The organism is Streptomyces sp. Y2F8-2, from assembly GCF_014905555.1.
GTDB classification, from domain to species: Bacteria; Actinomycetota; Actinomycetes; order Streptomycetales; family Streptomycetaceae; genus Streptomyces; species Streptomyces cynarae.
In genome coordinates, this window is sequence record NZ_BNGS01000007.1 from 415,559 (window position 1) to 437,420 (window position 21,862).

The window sequence follows — 21,862 nt, forward strand, 5'->3', positions numbered from 1 at the left end:
GATCTACGCGGCCAGTGATCCCCGCATCACCGCCCGGGGCCCGAACTTCGCCCGCGCGCGGTCCGCGACCTCCTCGACGCGGCGGACCTTCTCGTCCACCGGGTCGAAGGTGAGCTGGTGGGCCGCGTGTTCGGCGGAGCTCAGGTCCTCGGTGCGCAGGGCGATCGCACGGACGCGGGCGCGTTGCAGGCCGAGCGCCTCGTACATGCGGTACGCCTCGGCGGTGAGGGCCGCGGAGTGTGCGGTCGGCTCGGCGAGGGTGCGGGTGCGGGTGGTCGCGGAGCGGTCGGCGTAGCGCACGGTGAGGGTCAGCCTGCCGCACACCCGCTCCACGGCGCGCAGCCGGGCGCCCAGTTCCTCGGTGGCGGACAGCAGGGCGCGGCGGTGCCGGTCCGGGTCCAGTTCGTCGCGCTGGAAGGTGCGTTCGGTGGCGAGGGAGCGGGTGACGGCGTTGGGCACGACCCGGCCGCGGTCGATGCCGTGTGCCTTCTCGTGCAGTTCGCGGCCGGCCCGGGCGCCGACGAGCCGCTGCACCGTCGACAGGGGCGCGGCGGCGAGCCTGCCGATGGTGTCGAGACCGTACTCGCACAGGGTGCGGGCGGTCGCGCCGCCGACCCCGGGCAGCGCCCGCACCGGGCGGTCGGCCAGGAACTCCGTGATGGCGTCCGGGTCGTCGGGCACCACCCGGATCTGCCCGGGCGCCGCCTCCCCGAGGGCCATGCGGGCCAGCATCGGCCCCGGCCCGGCGCCGATCGCGCAGTCGACCCCGTGGTGTGCGAGGGCCCGTACGCGGATCAGCCTGGCCAGTTCGACGGCGTCCCGTCCGAAGTACCGCTCCGCTCCCCCGAGGTCGGCGAGCGCGGCGTCGGGCGGCAGCGCCTCGACGACGGGCGTGAACTCCTCGAGGAGCCCGAGCAGCCCCGGCAGGGCCGCCTCGTACAGCTCGGGCAGCTGGAAACGTACGCAGAGGATGGTCATCCCGCACTCCCCGGACTCTGGTGCCACAACTTCCTTCCGCCCGCCGGGCCCTCGCCCGCGGGACGCATGTCGGCCCAGGGGTTCATCTCGTACCCCGTGGGCATCCGGATGCGCCGGCCCCTCGCCGCGTCCCCCTCGCCGTCCGGCCGGTGCGCCGCGGGCTCCGCCAGCCGTTCCGCCACCACGTCGAGGCCGCCCTCGGCGCGCAGTTCGACCAGCTCGGCGAGGTTCCAGGCGGCCGAGCCGACCACGCTGAGGCTGCGCGGTCCGCGCCGCTGCACCACTCCGCGCACCAGCAGCAGCCAGGAGTGGAAGACGGTGTGGGCGCAGGTGTCGTGGGAGTCGTCGAAGAAGGCGAGGTCGACCAGGCCCGTGCCGTCGTCGAGCGTGGTGAAGATGACCCGCTTTCCGGAGCGGATCGGCGGGGTCTGGGTGGCCGCCTTGGCGCCCGCGACCAGCACCGTCTCGCCGTGCCGTGCGTCACGCAACCGGCGTGCCGAGATCACGCCCAGCTCGTCGAGGAACGTGCGGTAGTCGTCCATCAGGTTGCGCGAGGCGTCCATGGACAGCACGCCCAGCTCGGCGCTGAGCCGCTCCTGAGCGGTGAGGTCGGGCAGCCCGGCCGGGGCGGTCCTGCGTCCGCCCGCCAGGGGGAGCTGGCCGCCGCCCGCACCCCGGGAGCCCCGGTGCAGCTCGGCCAGGTGCAGTTGCAGATCGCGGCGGTTGGCGCCGAACGCGTCCAACGCGCCGACCTGCGCGAGCCGCTGGGCGAGGGGGCGGCTCGGCCGGGCCCGCTCCCAGAAGTCGAGGAGGGAGGCGTACGGCTGCCCGGCCTCGATCCGCTTGGCCTCGGCCTCGCTGATGCCGTGCACGTCGGAGAGGGCGAGGCGGAGGCCCCAACGCCCGCCGGAATCAGGCGATTCAGACACCAGTTCGATACGGTGTGCGGCGCCCGACTTGTTCACGTCCAACGGCAGGATCGGCACACCCCGGCGCCGCGCGTCCGCCAGCAGCAGCCGCTTCGGGTACATGCCGGGGTCGTGGGTGAGCAGCCCCGCGTAGAAGGCGGCCGGGTGATGGGCCTTCAGCCACGCGGACTGGTACGTCGGTACGGCGAAGGCGACCGCGTGCGCCTTGCAGAAGCCGTAGGAGCCGAAGGCCTCGACGATCTCCCAGGTCCGCTGGATCGTTTCCGCGTCGTATCCGTTCGCCGCCGCCCGCTGCGCGAACCACACCCGGATCCGCCCCTGCGCCTGAGGGTCGGACAGCCCCCGCCGCACCTGGTCCGCCTCGCCCCGCCCGCAGCCGGTCATGATGTCGACGATGTGGATGATCTGCTCGTGGAAGACGACGACGCCGTACGTCTCCTTCAGCGGTTCCTCCAGGTCGGGGTGCGGATAGCGGATGGGCGCCCGCCCGTGCCGCGCCTCGATGAACGGCCGCACCATGTCGGCCGCGACCGGCCCCGGCCGGAACAGGGAGATGTCGACGACCAGGTCGTGGAAGCCGGCCGGCTGGAGCCGCCCGACCAGGTCCCGCTGGCCCGGCGACTCGATCTGGAAGCAACCCAGGGTCTCGGCGGAGCGGATGAGCCGGTACGTCGCCGGGTCGCCCGGCGCGAGGGAGTCCAGGTCGATCCGCCTGCCGGAGGTCCGCTTCACCTCCGCGACCGCGTGCGCCATCGCGGACTGCATCCGCACCCCGAGCACATCGAGCTTGAGCAGCCCCAGCTCCTCCACGTCGTCCTTGTCGAACTGCGACATGGGGAAGCCCTCGCCGCTGGTCGGCATGACCGGCGTACGGGACAGGAGGGAGGCGTCGGAGAGCAGGACCCCGCACGGGTGCATGGCGACCCCGCGCGGGAGGGCGTCGAGCGCCTCGACCAGCTCCCACAGCGGGCCGTACCGCTCCTTCTCCCCCGCCAGCCGCTTCAGCTCGGGCAGCTCCTCCAGCGCCGCGCGGGCGTCGCGGGCGCGGATGTGCGGAAAGGACTTGGCGATGCGGTCGATCTCGGCCGGGTCCATGGACAGGGCGGCGCCGACATCGCGGATGGCGTGCCGCACGCGGTACGTCTCCGGCATCGCGACCGTGGCGACCCGCTCGGTGCCGAACCGGCCGATGATCGCCCGGTAGACCTCGAGGCGGCGCGCGGACTCCACGTCGATGTCGATGTCGGGCAGGGCGACGCGCCGCTTGGACAGGAAGCGCTCCATCAGCAGCCCGTGCTCGATGGGGTCGGCGTGCGCGATACCGAGGAGGTGGTTGACGAGGGAGCCCGCGCCGGAACCGCGCGCGGCGACCCGGATGCCCATCTTCCGCACGTCGTCCACGACCTGGGTGACGGTGAGGAAGTAGGAGGCGAAGCCGTGGTGGGCGATGATGTCCAGTTCCTCGTGCAACCGCTCCCAGTAGTCGCGGCGGCCGGCGTAGCCGCGCAGCACCATGCCCGCCGCCGCCCGGGAGGCCAGGGCACGCTGGGCGGTGCGACGGCCGGCGCCGACGAGATGCGGTTCGGGGAAGTGGACGGTGCCGATGCCGAGGTCGTCCTCGGGGTCGACCAGGCACTCGGCGGCCGTGGCCCGGGTCTGCTCCAGCAGGCGGTGGGCGGTGTCGCGGCGGAAGCCGGCCGCCTCCACCACCCGCTCGGCGATCTCGAACATGGCGCCCGCGTCCTTGAGCCAGGCCTCGCCGGAGTCCAGCTCCTTGGTGGGGTCGACGGGGACCAGACGGCGGGCGGCGTCGAGGACGTCGGCGACCGGGCCGAGGCCGGGGTCGGCGTACCGGACGGCGTTGCTGAGCACGGGCCGGACGCGCTGTTCGGCGGCGAAGCCGACGGTGCGGGCGGCCAGGCGCAGGGAGCCGGGGCCGGTGCCGGAGCGGCCGTGCCAGACGGCCTCCAGACGCAGGGCGTCGCCGTAGACCTCGCGCCAGGGTGCGAGCAGCTTCGCCGCGCGGTCCGGGCGTCCGGCGGCGAGGGCGCGGCCCACGTCGGAGTCGGGGCCGAGCAGGACGGTCAGGCCGTCGGCGTGGTTGTCGGCCCAGGGCAGCAGCGGGGTGCCCTCCTGCGTATGGGCGGCGGAGACCAGGCGGCACAGGTCGGCCCAGCCGCGGGCGCCGTCCCGGGCGAGGAAGACCGCGCGGGGTGTGGATTCGTCGATGAAGGCACCGCCGCGCACGGGGGCACGGCGCCTCTCGCGTCGTACGGGCTCGTACTCCGCCACCGCCAGCTCCGCCCCGAACAGCGGCCGGATCCCTGCCGTCGCGCAGGCCCGTGCGAACCGGACCGCGCCCGCGAGGGTGTCCCGGTCGGTGAGCGCGAGGGCGTCCATGCCCAGCTCACCGGCGCGCTCCGCCAGCCGCTCGGGGTGCGAGGCGCCGTACCGCAGGGAAAACCCGGAGGCGGTGTGCAGATGCGTGAAACCCGGCACACGCACCTCCCGTACCCGTGAGCCACCCACACGACTCTCGAACGTTCGTTCCCATCCCCCTCAGCACCACCATAGACCAATTTTCGAACTGCCGTACGACAAGCTTGCGGGCAGGCATTCATGTACAGACATGGACAAAATACCCCCACGCGCAAACTTGCGGACATACGGTCACCCGCCCACGAATCGCGGGCACACGGGGACAGAGACCCCCACCCCCACAACGGCGTGAACGCGGCTCAGAAACTCCCGATGATCAGCCACGCCGCGACGCCGAGCACCCCCAGGTACCCGCCGACGGAGATGGTCCTGCCCAGGCCCTCGCGGCCGGCGCCCTCGATCCATCGGCCGACGATCCCGACAAGCGGTGCGCCGAACACGATCAGGACCATGCCGATCAGGAAATCCATCGTCCCCCCTTGCCGGATCACTCCCCAGTGATCCGAGAGAGGTGATCGTAGGGCTCACGGCTCACCGGTGGAAGCCCTGCGCGATGACAGGGCCGACGCCGCACGGCGGCTCTCCGCCGACGTATGCGTCGGCGCACGCCTGACCGATGCCCTGCACCGCAGGGTTGTCCCCATGCGGACAACGAGGTCTAGTCCTGGCTGGATTTCGCCCCCTGGGGCTTCTGGTTCAAGCCGGTGACCGGGGGCGGGAGTTGCTCCTGCATCGATGACTCGACCGCCTCCGGTACCGCAGGAGCCTGCTGCGGCACCGCCGCCACCGGCTGCTGCGCCCGCTCCAGGAACCGCAGCAGCTCCACCGGGAAGGGCAGGACCAGCGTCGAGTTCTTCTCGGCGGCCACCGCCACCACCGTCTGCAGCAGCCGCAGTTGCAGCGCGGCGGGCGTCTCGGCCATCTGCTGGGCCGCCTCCGCCAGCTTCTTCGACGCCTGGAGTTCCGCGTCGGCATTGATGACGCGGGCCCGCCGCTCGCGGTCGGCCTCGGCCTGCCGGGCCATGGACCGTTTCATGGTCTCCGGCAGGGACACGTCCTTGATGTCGACGCGGTCGATGGTGACGCCCCACTCCACGGCGGGGCTGTCGATCATCAACTCCAGCCCCTGGTTGAGCTTCTCCCGGTTGGAGAGCAGGTCGTCCAGCTCGCTCTTGCCGATGATGGACCTGAGCGAGGTCTGCGCCATCTGCGAGACGGCGAACCGCTAGTCCTCGACCCGGACGATCGCGTCGGCCGGGGAGGTCACCCGGAAGTACACCACGGCGTCCACCCGGACCGTGACGTTGTCCCGGGTGATGCCCTCCTGCGCGGGCACCGGCATCGTCACGATCTGCATGTTGACCCGGCGGATCCGGTCGACGAGCGGCACGACCAGCGTCAGCCCGGGTCCCCGCACCTCGGGCCTGAGCCGCCCGAGGCGGAACACCACCCCCCGCTCGTACTGCTTGACGACCCGGACCGCCGCCATCGCGTAGACGGCCCCGGCGGACGCGAGCGCCGCCCCCGCCGCCACCAGCTCCTCGACCATGCCGGCCCCCAGGGTCCGAAGTGGGCGCATCAGGTGCGTGCTCGGTGCCTGCCTCGACGGTAGACCCGGGACGCGGCAAGGGCGAGCCCCCGCACGCGGGTTGCGTGCGGGGGCTCGCCTGCTGCCGGATGCAGGTCAGCCGTGCGGGTGTGCCGGCGTGGAGGTCCTCGGCGTCAGTAGACGTGGACGCCGTAGGCGCTCAGGGCCTCGGTGACCGGCTGGAAGAAGGTCGTGCCGCCGGAGGTGCAGTCGCCGCTGCCACCGGAGGTCAGACCGTAGGCGATGCCGCTGTTGGAGTAGAGCGGGCCGCCGGAGTCGCCGGGCTCGGCGCACACCGTGGTCTGGATGAGGCCGTAGACGACGTCACCGTTGCCGTAGTTGACCGTCGCGTTGAGCGCGGTGACGCGGCCGCTGTGGATGCCGGTGGTGGAGCCGCGGCGGTAGACGGTGGTGCCGACGGAGGGCGTGGCCGCGCTCGTGATGTCCACGCTGCCCACGGTGCCCGACTTGGTCACCGAGCTGTTGGTGTAGCGCACGATGCCGTAGTCGTTGCCGGGGAAGCTGGAGCCGGCCGTGGTGCCGAGCGTGGTGGAGTGCGACGAGTTCGACCACCAGGTTCCCGCGCCGTCGGTGCAGTGACCGGCGGTCAGGAAGTAGTAGTTCCCGCTGTTGTCCTGCACGTTGAAGCCGAGCGAGCAGCGCCAGCTACTCGCATAGATGGCGTCGCCGCCGGAGATCAGCTTGTTGAACCGGCCCGGGGTGTGCTTGATCGTGAGGGCGCCGGCGTTGCCACCGGCCTCCTGCTTGATCTTCGCGATCTCGGCGTTCGAGACCGTGCTGTCGACGGTGACGACGACGCGGTTCGTCTTCGGGTCGACGGCCCAGGCGGTGCCCGGGACATCGGCCTTGAGCACCGAGTCGCTCGCCCTGGTGAGTTGGTTCGCACTGAAGGTCGGTGCGTTGCTCGCGTTCGCGCTGGGGACCGTGAACGCGGCCGCGGCCAGGAGTCCGGTGGCCACGGCGATCAGCCGGGTCCGTCTCGCGAGGCCGCTCGTGGGGTTGGTGCGCTTGATCCTCACTTGTCGTTCCCCTCCAAGGGAAGTCGGGGGCCCACGTGGGGGATGGGGCCCGTGAGTCGCAGCCGGGGGCCGTGCCATCCGGATTCCGGACACGCCGTGCCCCTGACAAGCGCTGAGGGGGAGTATTCGGCCGCCTGACCGAAGGACGCAAGGGCGCCTTTCGGCCGTGCAGTCTTCAACCTCTCTGGGGCTCCAAGGGATTGACAGCGACCCTGTGACGGCTCGTGTCTACAGCAGGGCGCGTTCTCCCGCCTCGATCGCGACGCCCAGCGTGTTGCCCGGCGGCGGGAAGGGGCAGATGAAGTGGTCCGCGAAGGCACAGGGCGGGAGCAGCGCGCGGTTGAAGTCCACGGTCGTGCGCCCCTCGGCGTCGGGTGCGGACGGCCGCAGGAACCGGAAGCGGAAACTGGTGTCCCCGCTGGTGGCGTCGGCGAACACGGCCCACAGCGAACCGTCGCCCTCCACCGACACCTGGAGGGTCAGGTCCTGTCCGTCGAGGGTGAAGGCGAGCACTCCGCCGAGGCCGAGCCCGCGGTGACGTCCGTCGGCGTTCTCGACGCGTACGGTGCGGCTCTCCCCGTACGGGGTGAAGTGCCCCTCGACGGACCAGCGCGGGTCGTAGGGCGTGGCGTCGATGCCCCGGAAGTCCCGGCGTGCCGGGGCGGCCGGGTCGTAGTCGCGCACGCCCCACACGCCCTCGCGGGCGAGGACGACCAGGCGGCGTTCGCCGGCCGCGACGCGGGCAGCGCCCACCGGTCCGGCGTCGGCGTCCAGGCGGACCTCACCGGTGAAGGGCCGCCCGTCGACCGTCAGTCCGTCGGCCTCGCCGGCCGTCAGCGCCACCGCGTCACCGTCGTCCGCCCACCGCCCGGGAATGTCCGGAATTTGACCGTCCGGATAATCCTCCAGCCAGTAGGTACCGGTCAACGCGAGCGGCCCGTACGGCTCCGACACCTGCGCGGTGCGGTGCTCGTGCCACTGCTTCCACTCGTCGGATGCGTCCGTCGTCATGTGGTCAACCCTTCCATATGGGACACCTGCGCCCGGGGTGCGGGCGCAGCGTGGTGGGATGCGGTACGAGGAAGAACCCATCGGCGGCGCCCGATCGGAGGAACCCGCCCCTCGGGCGAACGTCGCACACAGCGCGCCGTCATGACGTTCCCCCTGTCACGACGTACCGGAAGGCGGACCGGGGCAGACCCAGGTGCTCCCTGAGGGTGCTGCCCGGATAGAAGGTGCGGAACAAGCCGCGGTGCTGGAGCAGCGCGACCGTGCCGTTGACGAGCCGCTCCAGGTCACGGCGCGGCTCGGCGGGCCTGAGATGGAAGCCGTCGACGGCACCGGCCGTGTGCCAGTGGGCGATCAGCTCGGCCAGGTCGACGGGGCCGCCGCGGTAGAAGGGGCCGTGCGCGGTCTGCCGGGGGCCGCCCCCGCCTCCCCCGAGTTCTCGGCTTGGTTCGAACACGGGGGACCCCCATCCGCGTTCGGCCGCGTGTTCGCCGTCGCCGAGGTCGACGACGAGGCTCGCCAGGAGGCGCAGGGCGTCCGGTTCGCGGCCGGACTCGCGTGCCGCGACCCGCAGTTCGTCGCGTACGGCGGCGGCCTGCGCGGGGCTCGTGACGCGGGCGAGTGCCACGTCGGCGTGGCGGGCGGCGATCGTACGGGTGCCCGCGTCGGTGGCGTCGACGACGCGGACCGGGTGGCCCTGCGGCGACCCGGGGCCCTCCCACCCCTCCGAGAGCCGGGTCTCTCCCTCGGCCGCCGGCAGGTCGAGGTACCAGCCCGCCCGGCCGCCGCTGACCCGGTCGAGGGTCTCAAGGGCCGCCCGGACACGGGACGGCTCCGCGGACGTGCCGGGCACCAGGCCGATACGGCGGGTTGCGGGCGCGGCGTGGTGCAGCACGGCGAGCGCATCGGGGCCCGGAGCCCCGGAACCGTGGGGGCCGGGCCGGACGGAGTGGTCGCCGAGCGTGACGAAGTCGAGCGCGCCGCGCTCCGCGAGCCGTACCGCCTCGACATGGCGGTCGACATCACGGGCCTCCCGCTGGTCGACGGCGGCGGCCAGGTGCAACAGCCCCCGGCCGTGCGATGAGGTCATCTCGAGTGAAACCCTTCTGTGGCTGATGGGGCGTCACGGCGCCGTGGACGGGCCGCGCAGGACGGTGAGAGCCGCCCGTGCCGCCGCGTCGTTCTGCCGGAACGCGGGCCCGCCCGTGCGGGGCCGGGTGAACGCGCCGGAACCCCGGGCGTCGGTGTGCGGGCCGAGCGCGAAGCGCCGGGGATGCGGGCGGCCGGAGCGGTCCAGGACGCGCCCGTCGGCGGGGTCCACGGCGAGCAGTCCCTCGGCGGTGGCGGCCGCGCCGTCCGCGTGCAGCTCCCGCAGCAGCCGGTCGCGGGTGCGCTCGACCGTGGGGTGCGGCAGCCGCGCCTCGACCAGCGCGCGGGCCTCGACGAACGCGCCGGGCACGGTGCCGCTCGACGCCCGGAAGACGCCGTCCTCGGCGGTGACGGTCATGTCCGCGCCGAGGAACTTCAGCACGCCCGCGCGTGACAAAGCGAGCATCTGCCGCAGTCGTGGCCCGGGCGGACCGGAGGCCAGGTAGCTGAAGAAGCCGTGCCACCAGGGTCCGATGTCGCCGAGCCGCACCAGCTGCCCGTAGACGGAGAGCAGCCCGAGGAAGACCGCCAGGTCCGGACTGCGGGCGGGGTCGTGGCGCCGGGCCAGGTCGGCCTCGATGTAGCGGCGCAGACCGTCCTGGAGGCCGTCGAAGGAGGCGTGGCGCACCCCGTCCAGCGGACGGTCGAGGGCGCGCAGGTCGAGGCGGTCGGCGGGGTCGGGGACGGCGGCGGACACCAGCGCGGGCAGCGAGGCCGCGTCCGCCACGGCGTACTTCTCCTCGAAGTCCCTCCAGGCGACCGTGGTGCGCTCGGGGTGGGCGGTGAACAGCCGGTGGTAGTGGGCGAAGCCCAGTTCCTTCTCGACCGACGGCCACACGTCGCGCCGGAAGTCGAAGCCCTCGGGGCGCGCGAGCAGCGCGTCGACCTCGGCGGGCCCGAAGAACCGGGGCAGCGGCGGCCTCTCCCCCGTCCAGTCATATCCGATCTTGGAGTGGTAGGGCACGCCGCGCCGCGAGCCGACGTACAGGACCGGTTCGCGTCCCGAAGGCACGTACGCGTCCCCCGCGTACCGTCCGCCGCGTCCCTCGGTGAGCAGCACCATGAGGTCGACGAAGGCGAGCCCGAAGCCGCGGACGAGGACCGGCTCGCCCGCCTTCAACGGTGACAGGTCGCTGTCGGCCGTGAAGTCGGGTGGCAGATGGACGAGGCCGTGCGTGCGGGCGTACGACGCAAAAGCGCGCTGTTCGTCGTCGAGTTCGGCGTCGAGGTGGCCGAGCGTGAGAACCACGAGGTCGGCGGTCAGCGGCTCGGCCCGTCCCTCCAGCCAGACCCGCTGCCGGCCCTCGCGCGGGCCGTCGACCCGGACGGCGAGGCGGGGGTGGTGGTGGACGCGGATACCGGGCGGCAGGGCGGCGACCGTCTGCTCGTAGACCCAGCGCAGGTACGCACCCTGCCGCTGCCGGTCGGCGAACAGACGCCCGCCGACGCCCGCCCACTCGTGCAGGGTGGGGCCCTCGCGCACCGGGCCCGCCATGGTCACCGTCTCGTCGGTGAACATGGTGACGTCCTCGGCGTGCGAGTTCATCCACAGCAGCGGCGACTGCGCCTGGCGCCAGATGCGTCCGCCGCCGGGCGGATAAGGGTCCACCAGGTGCACGTCGAGCTCGGAACCGGCGTAGAGGGCGGGGGCGTTGGCGGCGATCCGCTCCAGGAAACCGGTTCCCCGCGGTCCGGCCCCCACGATCACCAGCGAAGGTCGCTCACCGCTCATCGTGTGCGCTCCGCACCGCGCGCGTAGTGCTTCTCCACGTAGTACTGGCCCACGCTGAGCACCGAGGTGACGATGACGTACCAGAGCGTGGCCACCATCAGCAGCGGGATGACCTGGTAGGTGCGGTGGTAGATGAGCTGCGCCGAGTAGAGCAGGTCCTGGACGGCGATGACGCTGACGATGGACGTGCCCTTGAGGGTGCCGATCAGCATGTTCGCGGCCGGCGGCACGATGGACCGCATCGCCTGCGGGAGCACGATCCGCCACCAGCGCTGCCACCGGCTCAGGCCGAGCGCCTGGGCGGCCTCGATCTGGCCCCGGTCGACGGAGAGGATGCCGCCGCGCACCACCTCGGCGGCGTACGCGGCCTCGTGCAGCGTCAGGCCGACGACGGCGACGGTGACCGGGCCGAACAGGTTCACGGTCTTCACGCCGAGGATGTGCGGGTACAGGGCGCCGATGTTGAACCAGAACAGCAGCTGCACCAGGATCGGCACCGAGCGGAACAGCCAGACGTAGCCCCAACTGACGCTCTTCAGCACCGGGTTGGCGGACAGCCGGGCCGCGGCGAGCAGGGTGCCCAGGGCGAAGCCGAGCCCCATGACGACCGCGGTCAGCCAGAGGGTCAGCCAGAGGCCGCGCAGGACGGCGGTGGAGGTGAAGTAGGCGCCGACGACGTCCCACTGGAACGCCTCGTTGCGCACGATGGAGGAGAGGGCGAAAACGAGCAGGACCAGGACCACGAGGGCCGCGGCCCACTGACCGAGGTGGCGCCGGGGGACGAGACGCGGAGGTGCGGCTTCTTCGGCAGCTGCGGCCGGTTTGGCGAGGGTCTCGGAGGACATGCGAAGGCTCCGTGATACGTCGAGTCGAACACGGGTGGGTGCCTTCACACAGGCGCTGTACGGCCGAGCCCCTCAGCAGGGCCGTGCCCTGAGCGTACGTGGCCGTTTCCCCGCACTGTCAAGGCCGTCCGCACTGTGAGCCATGCGTCTCAGGTCGGTTGACGGGGAAACGGATGTTTGTTCCACTTGACGCATGCGCCCACAGCAGCGGCTGGTCACCCGCTCCCACATCGACTTCGGTCGTGTGTGGTCCTGTTCCTGTTGAGCTGACGCCCTGCACGCCCTGACGCCCTGTACGCCCTGATCCGCAGGGCTTCTTTCGCGTTCGCCCACGCGCTTTCCACGCCTTCACACGCGCCTTCCCTCCTTCGCGTTCCCTCGCGCGCTGTCACTTCCGCTCCCAGGAGACCGCTGACCCATGCGTACGTCGACACGTACAAACAAGAGGCTTTTCACGCCCTTTGCCCTTGCTGTCTCGGCAGCTCTGTCGCTCACCGCGTGCGGTTCCGGCGACGGGTCGGGCTCGGGCGGTACCGATGCCCGGGCCGCGGCCGAGACCGGGAAGATCCCGGCCACGGACGTCGTGTCGGCCGTCAAGGCGTACGAGCCCGCCGCCAGGCTGCTGCCGGCGGGCGTGCACGACCTCACCGTCGGGGTCGCCGTCTCCGGCCAGTTGCCGGGCACCAGTTATCTGGACGACGGCAAGACACTCGTCGGGCAGGACATCGACTTCTCCGACGCCGTCGCCAAGACGCTCGGGATCAGACTGAAGCTCGAACCGGCTAGCTTCGAGGCGATCCTGCCGGCGCTCGGCAGCGGCAAGTACGACTTCGGTGCGAGCAACTTCGGTGTCACCGACGAGCGGCGCAAGACGATCGACTTCGTCACGTACATCAACGACGGCCAGGGCTTCGCCGCCCGCAAGGACAGCGGCCTCACGAAGATCACCGAGCTGAAGCAGCTGTGCGGGCTGAACGTGGCGACCGGCGCGGGCACGACCTTCGAGGCGACCCTGGAGAAGAACAAGCACGTCTGCACGGACGCGGGCAAGAAGGCGTACGGCGTGCAGACGTACAGCGAGTCGGGTGCACTGTGGTCGTCCCTTCAGCAGGGCCGCAGCGATGTGGTGATGTCGACGATCAACGGCCTGCGGTACGCGGTCGCTCAGCAGCCGGGGCTGAAGTTCCTGAACGAGTACCACCGCCTCGACGTCGGCTTCGCCTTCAAGAAGGGCACGAAGCTGGCAGCGGCGTTCCAGGCCGCGGTGAACCATCTGATCGCCGACGGAACGTACGAGACGATCCTGAAGAAGTGGGGGACGACGGACTCGGCGATCAGCACGTCGCGGATCTCACCTCCGGAGCTGAAGAACTGACGGGTTCCACCCCCTCACCAAGGGGCGCGGGGCGCGGCAGCACCCGCTCGGTGGCGAGGTCGAAGGCGACGCGCTGCACACGGTCGAACGCCTCGGCGACGTGGAGCACCTCGGCCCCGGCCCGGCCGGGCACCGCGAGCGGTGCGGGCGGACCGGGGTGCTCGCCCCAAGTACCGCGCCGCCCGGCGGCGACGGCGCGCGGCAGCCGGGTGGCGGCCACCTCCAGTGCCTGCTGGGCCAGGACGGCGAGCGGGGTCGAGACGGATCGGACGCAGTCGAGGGCGAGGTGGCCGAGCGCGGCGACGGTGCCGAACGCGAACAGCACGAACAGCAGCAGATCGCGCTGGGCGGCGCTCTGGAGTGCGGCGGCGCGCTCCTCCACGTCCGTGCCGAGCGAGATCTGCACCGCGCGCAGTCCGTCGTCGGCGGCGGTCATGGACTCCCACCAGGCCATCGGGGGAATGGCGGCCGTGGCGAGGCGGCCGTTCGCGTGCACGGCGACGCTCTCGTAAGCGAGGGCGCGTTCGGACTCCGGCGTGCCGAGCGCGGAGTCGAGGCGCCGCCGCTGGGCCGCGGTGGCCGAGCGCGGAAAGCTCTCCAGGGCCGCGAGCCTGGCCGCGCGGAGTTGCAGGAAGCGGTTGTAGTCGTCGCCGCGGAACCGTCCGGCGCGTACCGAGCCCAGGACGACGGCGCGCTCCTCGTCGGCGGACTCCTTGGCTTCGCCGAGGATGTCGAGCGCCCGGCAGGCGGCGCGGAGCCGGGCGTCGTACACGTTGTCGAGGCCGAGCTCGAGCCGGTCGAGGACGGTGATGCCGGTGCTGAAGGAGGCGAAGGTCTCCTGGAAGGCGCCGGTGCCGTCGTCGGCGTGCCGGCGGATCGCGGTGAGCCCGTCGAGCCGTCCCAGGGACGCGCGCACGGAGGCGGCGGCAGCATCGTCACGGCCCCGCAGCTCTCGTTCCAGCCGGGCGCGTGCGGTGTCGGTGGCTCTGCGCTGCGCGGGCAACTTCGCACCGAACTGCCGTACGCCGCCGACGTATCCGGTGGTCAGCCCGCGTTCCTTCTGCAGCTCGTGGACGAGCCCTTGAAGGGCGATCTCGAGCCTGGCGTGGTCGGCGGTGTCGGCCGCGACGCGATGTTCGGCGATCTGCTGGGCGGCGGCCGCGCCGAGCAGGGCGAGCAGGACGGCGAGGGCGAGGACGAGGAACCTCAGCAGCCTGGCGCGGGTGGTGGGGGGTGTGACGTCCACTGATGAAGTGCCTTATATGGAGGACGAATGGTCGGAGGGGCAGAAAATCGTTCTGCCCCCGGCCAACGATCACCATGGCGCACCGGTCACCAGATCATGTGCTTGTTTTACGTGGGGGACATCTTTCCGGCAGGGGACGTCAGCAGTCGCAGCCACAGTCACAGTCACAGTCACAGTCACATCCGTCGCCTGCCCCAGTTCGCGGCCATCCGGCGCGCGGCGAACGCCACCGGCGCGCGCCAACGGTCCGTCCCCGTCGGCCATGTGGTCGCGCACCTTGGCGGAGGCGAGGACCAGCGACACGGCGGCCGCGATCCGTGCCCCCTCGCCCCGCGCGACGGACGCGGTGCGCATCCCGCGATTGGGGGGCTGCCCTGCTCGTCAAGAGCTTGGGAAAGGGCAGGGACCGGCGGTGCGCCGCCACCCGGCGGCCCGCTCGGCCTGAGCCTGCGTCAGAACCTGGATCAGCAGGCCGTCGTAATTGGTGACGACAGGGCCGGGCCATTCCGAACCCGACACTCCCCCGTGGCTCGTACGATGTCGAGCTGCGGCAGATTGTCCGCCCACTCGTTCACCCGTACGCACCCACCGTCACCCGGACGCCGCGACACATCGTATTTCACTCATAGTCAGCAGGTGTCTGAGCCCGAACTCTTGGGGCACACGGCCTCTCGACGGATCCGCTGTGCACCAGTACCGTCACGAAACCCCCGCGCGGCGTCTATCCCCTTGGCGCCACATCCGCATCATGGACGACCATGGGGTTGCGGAAGGCATGAAAAAGACCGCTGTGAGAGGAGGCGTCCATGGGATCGGTGCGCAAGGCGAGTGCCTGGCTCGGCCTCGTCGACGACAACGATGACGAGCGTTACTACGACGACGACTACGCCGAGGACCAGGAGCACGGCGACGCCTGGGTGACCGACCCGCGCGTCAAGGTCGCCTCCGACACGGCGGAGGAGAAGGGCCGCCGGATCGGCACGGTCACCCCGGACAGCTTCCGGGACGCCCGGGCCATCGGCGAGCTGTTCCGGGACGGGGTCCCGGTCATCATGAACCTCACCAACATGGAGCCCGGCGACGCCAAGCGCGTGGTCGACTTCGCGGCCGGGCTGATCTTCGGCCTGCGCGGCTCGATCGACCGTGTCTCCAGCCGGGTCTTCCTGCTGACCCCGGCGAACACGGAGATCGTCAGCGGCGACACCGCGAGCCGGCAGGGCGACGGCTTCTTCAACCAGAGCTGAGGCAGGGCCGCTCACCGGCCCTGCCCGCTCCCGGGTTCCGGGTCAGCGGAAGGCGTCGAGTCCGGTGAGCGCCTTGCCCAGCACGAGCTGGTGCATTTCGACGGTGCCCTCGTAGGTGAGCACCGACTCCAGGTTGGTGGCGTGCCGCATCACGGGGTACTCGAGGGAGATCCCGTTGGCGCCGAGGATCGTGCGCGCGGTGCGGCAGATCTCGATGGCCTCGCGGACGTTGTTGAGCTTGCCGAAGCTGACCTGTTCGGGCCGCAGCCGTCCCGCGTCCATGCGCCGCCCCAGATGGTGGGCGAGCAGAATCCCCTTGTGCAGTTCGACCGCCATGTCGGCGAGTTTGGCCTGGGTGAGCTGGAATCCCCCGATGGGCCTGCCGAACTGCTCCCTGCTCTTCGCGTACTCCACGGCGGCCTCGAAGCACGACCGGGCGGCCCCCATGGCACCCCACACGATCCCGTAGCGGGCGTGGGAGAGACAGCTGAGCGGTCCCTTGAGTCCTGCGACACCGGGGAGTACGGCGTCGGCGGGCAGCCGTACGTCGTCCAGGACCAGCTCGCTGGTGACGGAGGCGCGCAGGGACCACTTGTGCTTGATCTCCGGGGCGGAGAAGCCCGGGCTGTCGGTGGGGACGACGAACCCGCGGATGCCGTCGTCGGTGCGCGCCCAGACGACGGCGACCCCGGCGACGGAGCCGTTGGTGATCCACATCTTGCGGCCGCTCAGGACCCAGTCGGAGCCGTCGCGCTTGGCGTACGTCCGCATCGAGGCCGGGTCGGAGCCATGGTCGGGTTCGGTGAGCCCGAAGCAGCCGATGACCTCACCGGCGGCCATGCGCGGCAGCCACTGCTGCTTCTGCTCCTCGCTGCCGTAGCGGTGGATGGCGTACATGGCGAGGGAGCCCTGCACGGAGACCAGGGACCGGATGCCGGAGTCCGCGGCCTCGAGTTCCAGGCAGGCGAGCCCGTACTGCACGGCGCTGGCGCCCGCGCAGCCGTAGCCGCTGAGCGACATGCCGAGGGCGCCGATGCCGCCCAGCTCACGGGCGAGCTCGCGGATGCCGGGCAGCTCGCCCTGCTCGTACCACTCGGCGACGTGGGGCAGCACGCGGTCCGCCGCCCAGCTCCGTACGGTGTCGCGGATGGCGCGGTCCTCGGCGTCCAGCAGGTCGTCGATCCCCAGCGGGTCGGCCGGGTCGAAGGGCGGCAACGTCGAGGACGCGGTCATACGGGCAGCCTCCGTGACACTGAAAACTAACAGCGCTAGCCAGGGTTGGACGGGGCCGACGCTACGGCGCGGGTGCGCTCCCCGTCCAGTACCGGGCCGGGCCCACCCGGGCGACTCGTTGCCCGAGGACTGGGGGCGGGGCCGCCGGCTAGGCCGAGACGCGCGTGTCGGCGGCCTCGCGCGATGTCGGCACCGCCGCCGGCGGGGCCTCGCAGTGCATCACCCGCGGCAGCCTCACTGCCATCAGGGCCCCCAGGAGCAACAGCCCCGCGCTCACCAGCAGCGTCACATGCAGGCCGTGCACGAAGGCGTCCCGTGCGGCATGGCGCAGTGCGGCGCCCCGCGCACCGCCCAGCCGGTCCGCCACCTCGTACGCCTCCCCCAGCGAGTGCCCCGCCGCCCGGGACGCCTCCGCCGGGACTCCGGGCACCGAGGACAGCCCGGGCGCGTACGCCGCGTTCATCACGCTGCCCAGCAGCGCGATGCCGATGCCCGCGCCCAGCTGGTACGACGTCTCGCCGATCGCCGCCGCGCCACCGGACTGCTCCTGCGGCGCCTCGCTCAGCATCGACTCGTACGCCGCGAACAGCGTGGTCTCCAGCCCGAAGCCCAGCAGGACGAAACCGGACAGCAGCAGTGCCGGGTCGTCCTCGCCGCCCATCGCCGTCAGCAGGAGCACCGCCGCGGCCGTGAGGCAGAAGCCGACGGCGACCATCCGGCGCGGACCGAACCGGTGCAGCAGGTGGGAGCCGACCAGGCCCGCCGCCATCGCCGCGAACGTCAGCGGCAGCAGCCTGAGGCCCGTCTGGAGCGGCGAGAGACGCAGCACCAGTTGCAGGTACTGCGCCGCTATCAGCTCCAGACCGACCAGCGCGAGCATCGCCAGCACGATGCACCCCACCGATGTGCTGAACGCCGGACGCGCGAACATCCTCAGGTCCACCAGGGGGTGTGCGCGGCGTCGCTGCCGCCGTACGAAGCCCACCAGCAGGGCCGCGCCCACGAGCAGCGGCAGCAGTGTGGCCGGGGCGATCGGCGGCTCACCGCCGCCGAGCCGCTTCACTCCGAGCACCAGCCCGAAGAGACCGCCCGCCGCCATGAGCGCACCGACCACGTCCCACGGGCCGTCCCGCTCCCCCCTCGACTCGGGCAGCAGCAGCCGTCCGACCGGCAGACTGACCAGCATCAGCGGGATGTTGATCAGGAAGACCGAACCCCACCAGAAGTGCTCGAGCAGGAAGCCGCCGAGCAGCGGACCGACCGCCGCCCCCACGGCGGCCACCGCGCTCCAGATGCCGATCGCCAGCGCCCGCTCGCGCCGGTCGGGGAACACCTGGCGCAGGATGGACAGCGTCGCCGGCATGATCATCGCGCCGCCCACACCGAGCAGCGCCCGCGCCGTGATCAGCACCTGGGCGTCCTGGGCGAGGGCGGCGACACCGGAGGCGACGCCGAAGATTCCGTAGCCGAGCAGCAGGACGCGTCTGCGGCCGACCCGGTCGCCCAGCGTGCCGAACAGGATCAGCAGCGAGGCACAGACGAGCGGGTAGGTGTCGACGATCCAGAGCAGTTCTATCGCGCCGGGCTTGAGGTCCTCGGTGACGGCGGGCATCGCCACGTGCAGCACGGTCGCGTCGAGGGCGACGAGCAGCAGGCTCACGCAGAGGACGACGAGCACGACCCAGCGGTTGGCACCGGCCCCGGCCGTCCTACGGCGCAGCCGAGCGGCGGCCGTGGTCGTCCCGGACATGTACGTACCTCCCAGATGGTCCCTCGCTTCGGCGGATCCACGAGGTGGGGACGTCCCCGCGGTAGCGGCCGGGAGGAGCGGTACTCCGGGCCCACGCAACGAAGCGAGTGAGTCGTCAGCGTACGCGAGTTCCCCCGGCTGTCGCGTGGCAGACCTCTCACGTTTTCCTGGGAGAGAGTGTGGTATGTGCCACGCCTTCCCCGGTCCACCACGCGCGGATGACCGCTCCGGTTCCGTACGGCGCCGATAATCGAGCGCGTGACCGATCTTGCAACGCGCCCGGTGCCGCCCCCCACCGGCACCGTGCGCCGGGCCGCTCCCGCGCTCGCGGGGTACGCCGCCGTGCGTGCCCTGGGGCTCGTCGTGCTCGCCGTGTGGAGCGCGGCGCGCGGCACGAGCCCGCACACGCTGCTGAGCTCCCGTTGGGACTCGCTGTGGTACACCCGGGTCGCCGCTCTCGGTTACGGCTACGAGGTCCGTCTGCCGAACGGCGACGTGCACTCCAACCTCGCGTTCTTCCCGCTGCTGCCCTGGCTGGAGCGGCTCGGCGCGGCGCTCACCCCGTTGTCGTACGCCGATGCGGGCCTGGCCGTCTCGACGCTCGCCTCGCTCGCCGCGGCCTGGGGGATCTTCGCCGTCGCGGACCATGTGTACGGGCGCCGTGTCGGAGTGTGCGCGGTGCTGGTGTGGGCGGCGCTGCCGGTCGGCGTCGTGCAGTCGATGGCGTACAGCGAGTCCTTGTTCACGGCGCTCGCCGCCTGGGCGCTGTACGCGGTGCTCACGGACCGTTGGGTGAGTGCGGGCGTGCTCGCGTCGCTGGCGGGCCTGACCCGTCCGGTCGGTGCGGCCGTGGTCGCGGCCGTGTGGGTGGCGGCGATCCGTTCGTACGTGCGCGACCGGGGCACGTCGGCGGTGGACGGGCGGCCCGACGGCCCGGTCCGCCGGGCGCTGGGGATGCTCCTCGCCCCGCTCGGCGCCGCCGGGTACGTCCTGTGGGTCGGTCACCGCACCGGCCGGGGCCCGCTCGGCTACCTCGACGTCCAGGCGGGCTGGCGCAACGGCTTCGACGGCGGCTACGCCTTCGCGCGCTTCGCCGCCGCCAAGTTCACCTCCCTGGCCTCGGTGCCGGCCGGCGTGGGCCTGGTGGCCGGGGTCGCGTTGATCGTCTGGTTGTACGTGGTGTGCGTACGGCAGGGCCAGCCGCTGCCGTTGCTCGTGTACACGGGCCTGGTCACGGCACTCGCGCTCGGCGCGGCAAGCTACTTCGGCTCGAAACCGCGCCTCCTGATGCCCGCCTTCCCCCTGCTGCTGCCCCTCGCCCGCGCTCTCGCCCGGGGACGGACATCGACGTCGGCGTCGGTGCTCGGCGGTGTCGCCGTGGCATCGGCCGTCTACGGAGCGTTGTGGCTGAACGGCTCCGGTCCCCCGTGATCCACTCCGCGACGGGCGGTGATCGGCCCGGGAATTGATCCCCGGCATTGGTGAACGAATAGATAAGGGCCAATGAAACGTGGACCGCCCGAAGGTCAATGGAATTGAAGGCCACTCCTCGCAGCTCATTGCGGAATCCGTTGAAATAAACGCCCTGTTGAGAGGAATCCCACATCACATCGTCATCACAACCCCAGTGTTTCGGGCTGGTTCACAGCTCACCCGCTGTAACGTCGATTGAGTGCGTACCGAACGAAAGCTGAGCCGTTGGGAGCGGGTCTTCGCCCGGTTGGACCGCGAGCCGAGCCGACCGGCCCACATCGACGTGCCCAGGATGAGCCGGCACCGAGTTGTTCTCTTCTCGGCAACTCTGGCCTTCTACTTGGCGATCGTGTGGGCCGTCGTCGTCTCCTCCTGGCTGGTCCGGCTCGACTGGCAGGTCATGTTCTTCCGGCCGTACCAGCAGTGGCCGCAGATCCACGCGTTCCTCGACTACTACGTGGTGCTCGGCCAGCGCGGCCCCACCGCGGTGATGGTCGCGGCCTGGCTCGGCTGGCGCTCCTGGCGGCAGCACACCCTGCGCCCGCTGCTCACCCTGGCCACGGCGCTGCTGCTGCTCAACATCACGGTCGGTGCCGCCAAGTACGGCATGGGCCGTCTCGGACCGCACTACGCGACCGTGATCGGGTCGAACGAGATGTGGCGCGGAGGCGATATATTCCCCTCCGGCCACACCGCGAACGCCGTGGTGACCTGGGGCATCCTCGCCTATCTGGCCTCCACGCCGCGAGCCAGACGCTGGCTGTCCGCGCTCTCCGCGGTGACCTCCCTGGGCGTCGGCATGACCACCGTCTACCTCGGTACGCACTGGCTGAGCGACGTGCTCCTCGGCTGGGCTGCGGGCCTGCTCATCCTGCTGGCGCTGCCCTGGTTCGAGTCGCCGATCGCCACCGCCGAGGTCCGCATCCTGGCGCTGAGGGACCGCGTGCGCAGCCGCCGTGCCGCCCCGGCGCCCGCTCCGGCCCCGGTCGGCGCCCCGTCGCTGGTCCTCGCCCCGCGCGCCGCCGAGCAGCCGGTGACCGCGCGGGAGCCGGTGGCCGCCTCCCGTGCCTCCCGCTCGCCGGCGTACCTGGCCCCGGGACCGCACATGGCCCGGGCGGAACGCACCCCGGTCACCCCGGTGGGCAGCCGCCGCCCGCCGCACTCGGACCGCGCCTCGCGCGGCACCGCCTCGGCCCGCCCCCTGGCGGGCGGCTGAGCGGCGCACATCGCGGGACCGGTGCGCACACCCACCCGCGCGCATGACGAAGGCCCCGGCTTCTGCGAGCCGGGGCCTTCGTCATGCGCGCGCGACTTCGGTCAGCCCTTCCAGGAGCGCTTGACCCTGCCGCCCTCGACCTCGAAGTTGATCCGTCCGAAGAGGTACTCCATGGTGATGATCGAGCCCGGGGGCAGCGAGCGGACCGTGCGCCAGCCGCGCTCGCGGGCGAGCCGCTCGGCCTGCCCGGCCTCCAGGCCGACGTAACGCTCCGGGGAGTCCTCGGGTTCGGCGTCAGGTGTGGGATGGGGTGCCATGCCGCCACCGTAGGCCGCGGGCTCCCGAGGCGGAAGCCCGGAACGCCACAGGAGGCTCTGATACCCCTCCGATCACGCTTCTGTCACAGGATCACGACACCCGTTTCGCCCCAACGGCGTCACACGTACGGGCGGTTCCGGTCGCGCCGCGCACGCCGCCGAACGTAATTCGGGACTAGCTTGACCACAGTCGGAAGGGGTTCGGAATAACTCCGCGGAAAGCCAGGCACGCAGTTCACCACGGCTCTTTCCATTCCGATTCCGATGGCCCGCGCCGCCTGACTCCGCATAAGAAACACA

Annotated in this window: 16 protein-coding genes and 2 pseudogenes; 4 read left to right on the top strand and 14 right to left on the bottom strand. The window is 71.8% G+C overall.

Annotated elements, in window-relative coordinates:
* Positions 1–3 precede the first annotated feature (3 nt).
* The 9 genes and pseudogenes from SY2F82_RS25125 to SY2F82_RS25165 all read right to left on the bottom strand — a co-directional run bounded on the left by SY2F82_RS25125 (position 4) and on the right by SY2F82_RS25165 (position 11,708).
* Positions 4–978, bottom strand: coding sequence for a hypothetical protein (locus tag SY2F82_RS25125; RefSeq protein WP_200421431.1), 975 nt, complete (start codon positions 976–978; stop codon positions 4–6).
* On the bottom strand, positions 975–4,406 hold the full coding sequence (locus SY2F82_RS25130; RefSeq protein ID WP_200421432.1) for a DNA polymerase III subunit alpha: 3,432 nt from the start codon (positions 4,404–4,406) through the stop codon (positions 975–977). The genes SY2F82_RS25125 and SY2F82_RS25130 overlap by 4 nt, the downstream gene beginning before the upstream one ends.
* 239 nt (positions 4,407–4,645) lie before the next feature.
* Positions 4,646–4,816 (bottom strand): hypothetical protein, encoded by a 171-nt coding sequence (locus SY2F82_RS25135; protein ID WP_200421433.1) that lies wholly within the window; start codon positions 4,814–4,816, stop codon positions 4,646–4,648.
* A gap of 188 nt (positions 4,817–5,004) precedes the next feature.
* Positions 5,005–5,895 (bottom strand): annotated as a pseudogene (locus SY2F82_RS25140) (slipin family protein).
* Positions 5,896–6,068: 173 nt separating this feature from the next.
* Positions 6,069–6,974: a S1 family peptidase gene (locus tag SY2F82_RS25145; protein ID WP_200421434.1), complete on the bottom strand. Its 906-nt coding sequence runs from the start codon at positions 6,972–6,974 to the stop codon at positions 6,069–6,071.
* 228 nt (positions 6,975–7,202) lie between these two features.
* Positions 7,203–7,985: a DUF1684 domain-containing protein gene (locus tag SY2F82_RS25150; protein WP_200421435.1), complete on the bottom strand. Its 783-nt coding sequence runs from the start codon at positions 7,983–7,985 to the stop codon at positions 7,203–7,205.
* Between the two features lie 139 nt (positions 7,986–8,124).
* Positions 8,125–9,072 (bottom strand): LLM class flavin-dependent oxidoreductase, encoded by a 948-nt coding sequence (locus tag SY2F82_RS25155; RefSeq protein WP_200421436.1) that lies wholly within the window; start codon positions 9,070–9,072, stop codon positions 8,125–8,127.
* A gap of 33 nt (positions 9,073–9,105) precedes the next feature.
* Positions 9,106–10,863: an FAD/NAD(P)-binding domain-containing protein gene (locus SY2F82_RS25160; protein ID WP_200421437.1), complete on the bottom strand. Its 1,758-nt coding sequence runs from the start codon at positions 10,861–10,863 to the stop codon at positions 9,106–9,108.
* Positions 10,860–11,708: an amino acid ABC transporter permease gene (locus SY2F82_RS25165; protein ID WP_200421438.1), complete on the bottom strand. Its 849-nt coding sequence runs from the start codon at positions 11,706–11,708 to the stop codon at positions 10,860–10,862. The genes SY2F82_RS25160 and SY2F82_RS25165 overlap by 4 nt, the downstream gene beginning before the upstream one ends.
* A 418-nt stretch (positions 11,709–12,126) precedes the next feature.
* Between SY2F82_RS25165 and SY2F82_RS25170 the strand changes: the two genes are divergently transcribed.
* Positions 12,127–13,083: an ABC transporter substrate-binding protein gene (locus tag SY2F82_RS25170; protein ID WP_200421439.1), complete on the top strand. Its 957-nt coding sequence runs from the start codon at positions 12,127–12,129 to the stop codon at positions 13,081–13,083.
* Here SY2F82_RS25170 and SY2F82_RS25175 read toward each other — a convergent pair.
* Together SY2F82_RS25175 and SY2F82_RS39080 are read right to left on the bottom strand one after the other, a co-directional pair.
* A complete protein-coding gene (locus SY2F82_RS25175; RefSeq protein WP_200421440.1) occupies positions 13,043–14,329 on the bottom strand; it encodes a nitrate- and nitrite sensing domain-containing protein in 1,287 nt (428 codons plus the stop codon). The two genes, SY2F82_RS25170 and SY2F82_RS25175, sit on opposite strands and share 41 nt — an antisense overlap.
* 188 nt (positions 14,330–14,517) lie before the next feature.
* Positions 14,518–14,848: pseudogene (locus tag SY2F82_RS39080) on the bottom strand (hypothetical protein); the annotation flags it as partial.
* A 287-nt stretch (positions 14,849–15,135) separates the two neighbouring features.
* On the opposite strand from SY2F82_RS39080, the gene SY2F82_RS25180 reads away from it, so the two are divergent.
* A complete protein-coding gene (locus SY2F82_RS25180; RefSeq protein ID WP_103840725.1) occupies positions 15,136–15,573 on the top strand; it encodes a cell division protein SepF in 438 nt (145 codons plus the stop codon).
* A gap of 42 nt (positions 15,574–15,615) precedes the next feature.
* Here SY2F82_RS25180 and SY2F82_RS25185 read toward each other — a convergent pair whose 3' ends face one another.
* Both SY2F82_RS25185 and SY2F82_RS25190 read right to left on the bottom strand, forming a co-directional pair.
* Positions 15,616–16,806 carry an acyl-CoA dehydrogenase family protein gene (locus SY2F82_RS25185; protein WP_200421441.1) on the bottom strand — a complete coding sequence of 397 codons (1,191 nt, stop codon included), beginning with the start codon at positions 16,804–16,806 and terminating at the stop codon, positions 15,616–15,618.
* A 148-nt stretch (positions 16,807–16,954) separates the two neighbouring features.
* Positions 16,955–18,556, bottom strand: coding sequence for an MFS transporter (locus tag SY2F82_RS25190; protein WP_200421442.1), 1,602 nt, complete (start codon positions 18,554–18,556; stop codon positions 16,955–16,957).
* A 258-nt stretch (positions 18,557–18,814) separates the two neighbouring features.
* Between SY2F82_RS25190 and SY2F82_RS25195 the strand changes: the two genes are divergently transcribed.
* Both SY2F82_RS25195 and SY2F82_RS25200 read left to right on the top strand, forming a co-directional pair.
* Positions 18,815–19,987, top strand: a complete 1,173-nt coding sequence (locus tag SY2F82_RS25195) for a glycosyltransferase family 39 protein (protein WP_200421443.1) — start codon at positions 18,815–18,817, stop codon at positions 19,985–19,987.
* Positions 19,988–20,228: 241 nt separating this feature from the next.
* Positions 20,229–21,245, top strand: coding sequence for a phosphatase PAP2 family protein (locus SY2F82_RS25200; RefSeq protein WP_200421444.1), 1,017 nt, complete (start codon positions 20,229–20,231; stop codon positions 21,243–21,245).
* A 101-nt stretch (positions 21,246–21,346) separates the two neighbouring features.
* Here the strand turns inward: SY2F82_RS25200 and SY2F82_RS25205 are convergent, their stop codons facing one another.
* Entirely contained in the window at positions 21,347–21,562 is a 216-nt protein-coding gene (locus tag SY2F82_RS25205) for an I78 family peptidase inhibitor (RefSeq protein WP_103840735.1), read from the bottom strand.
* Positions 21,563–21,862 lie beyond the last annotated feature (300 nt).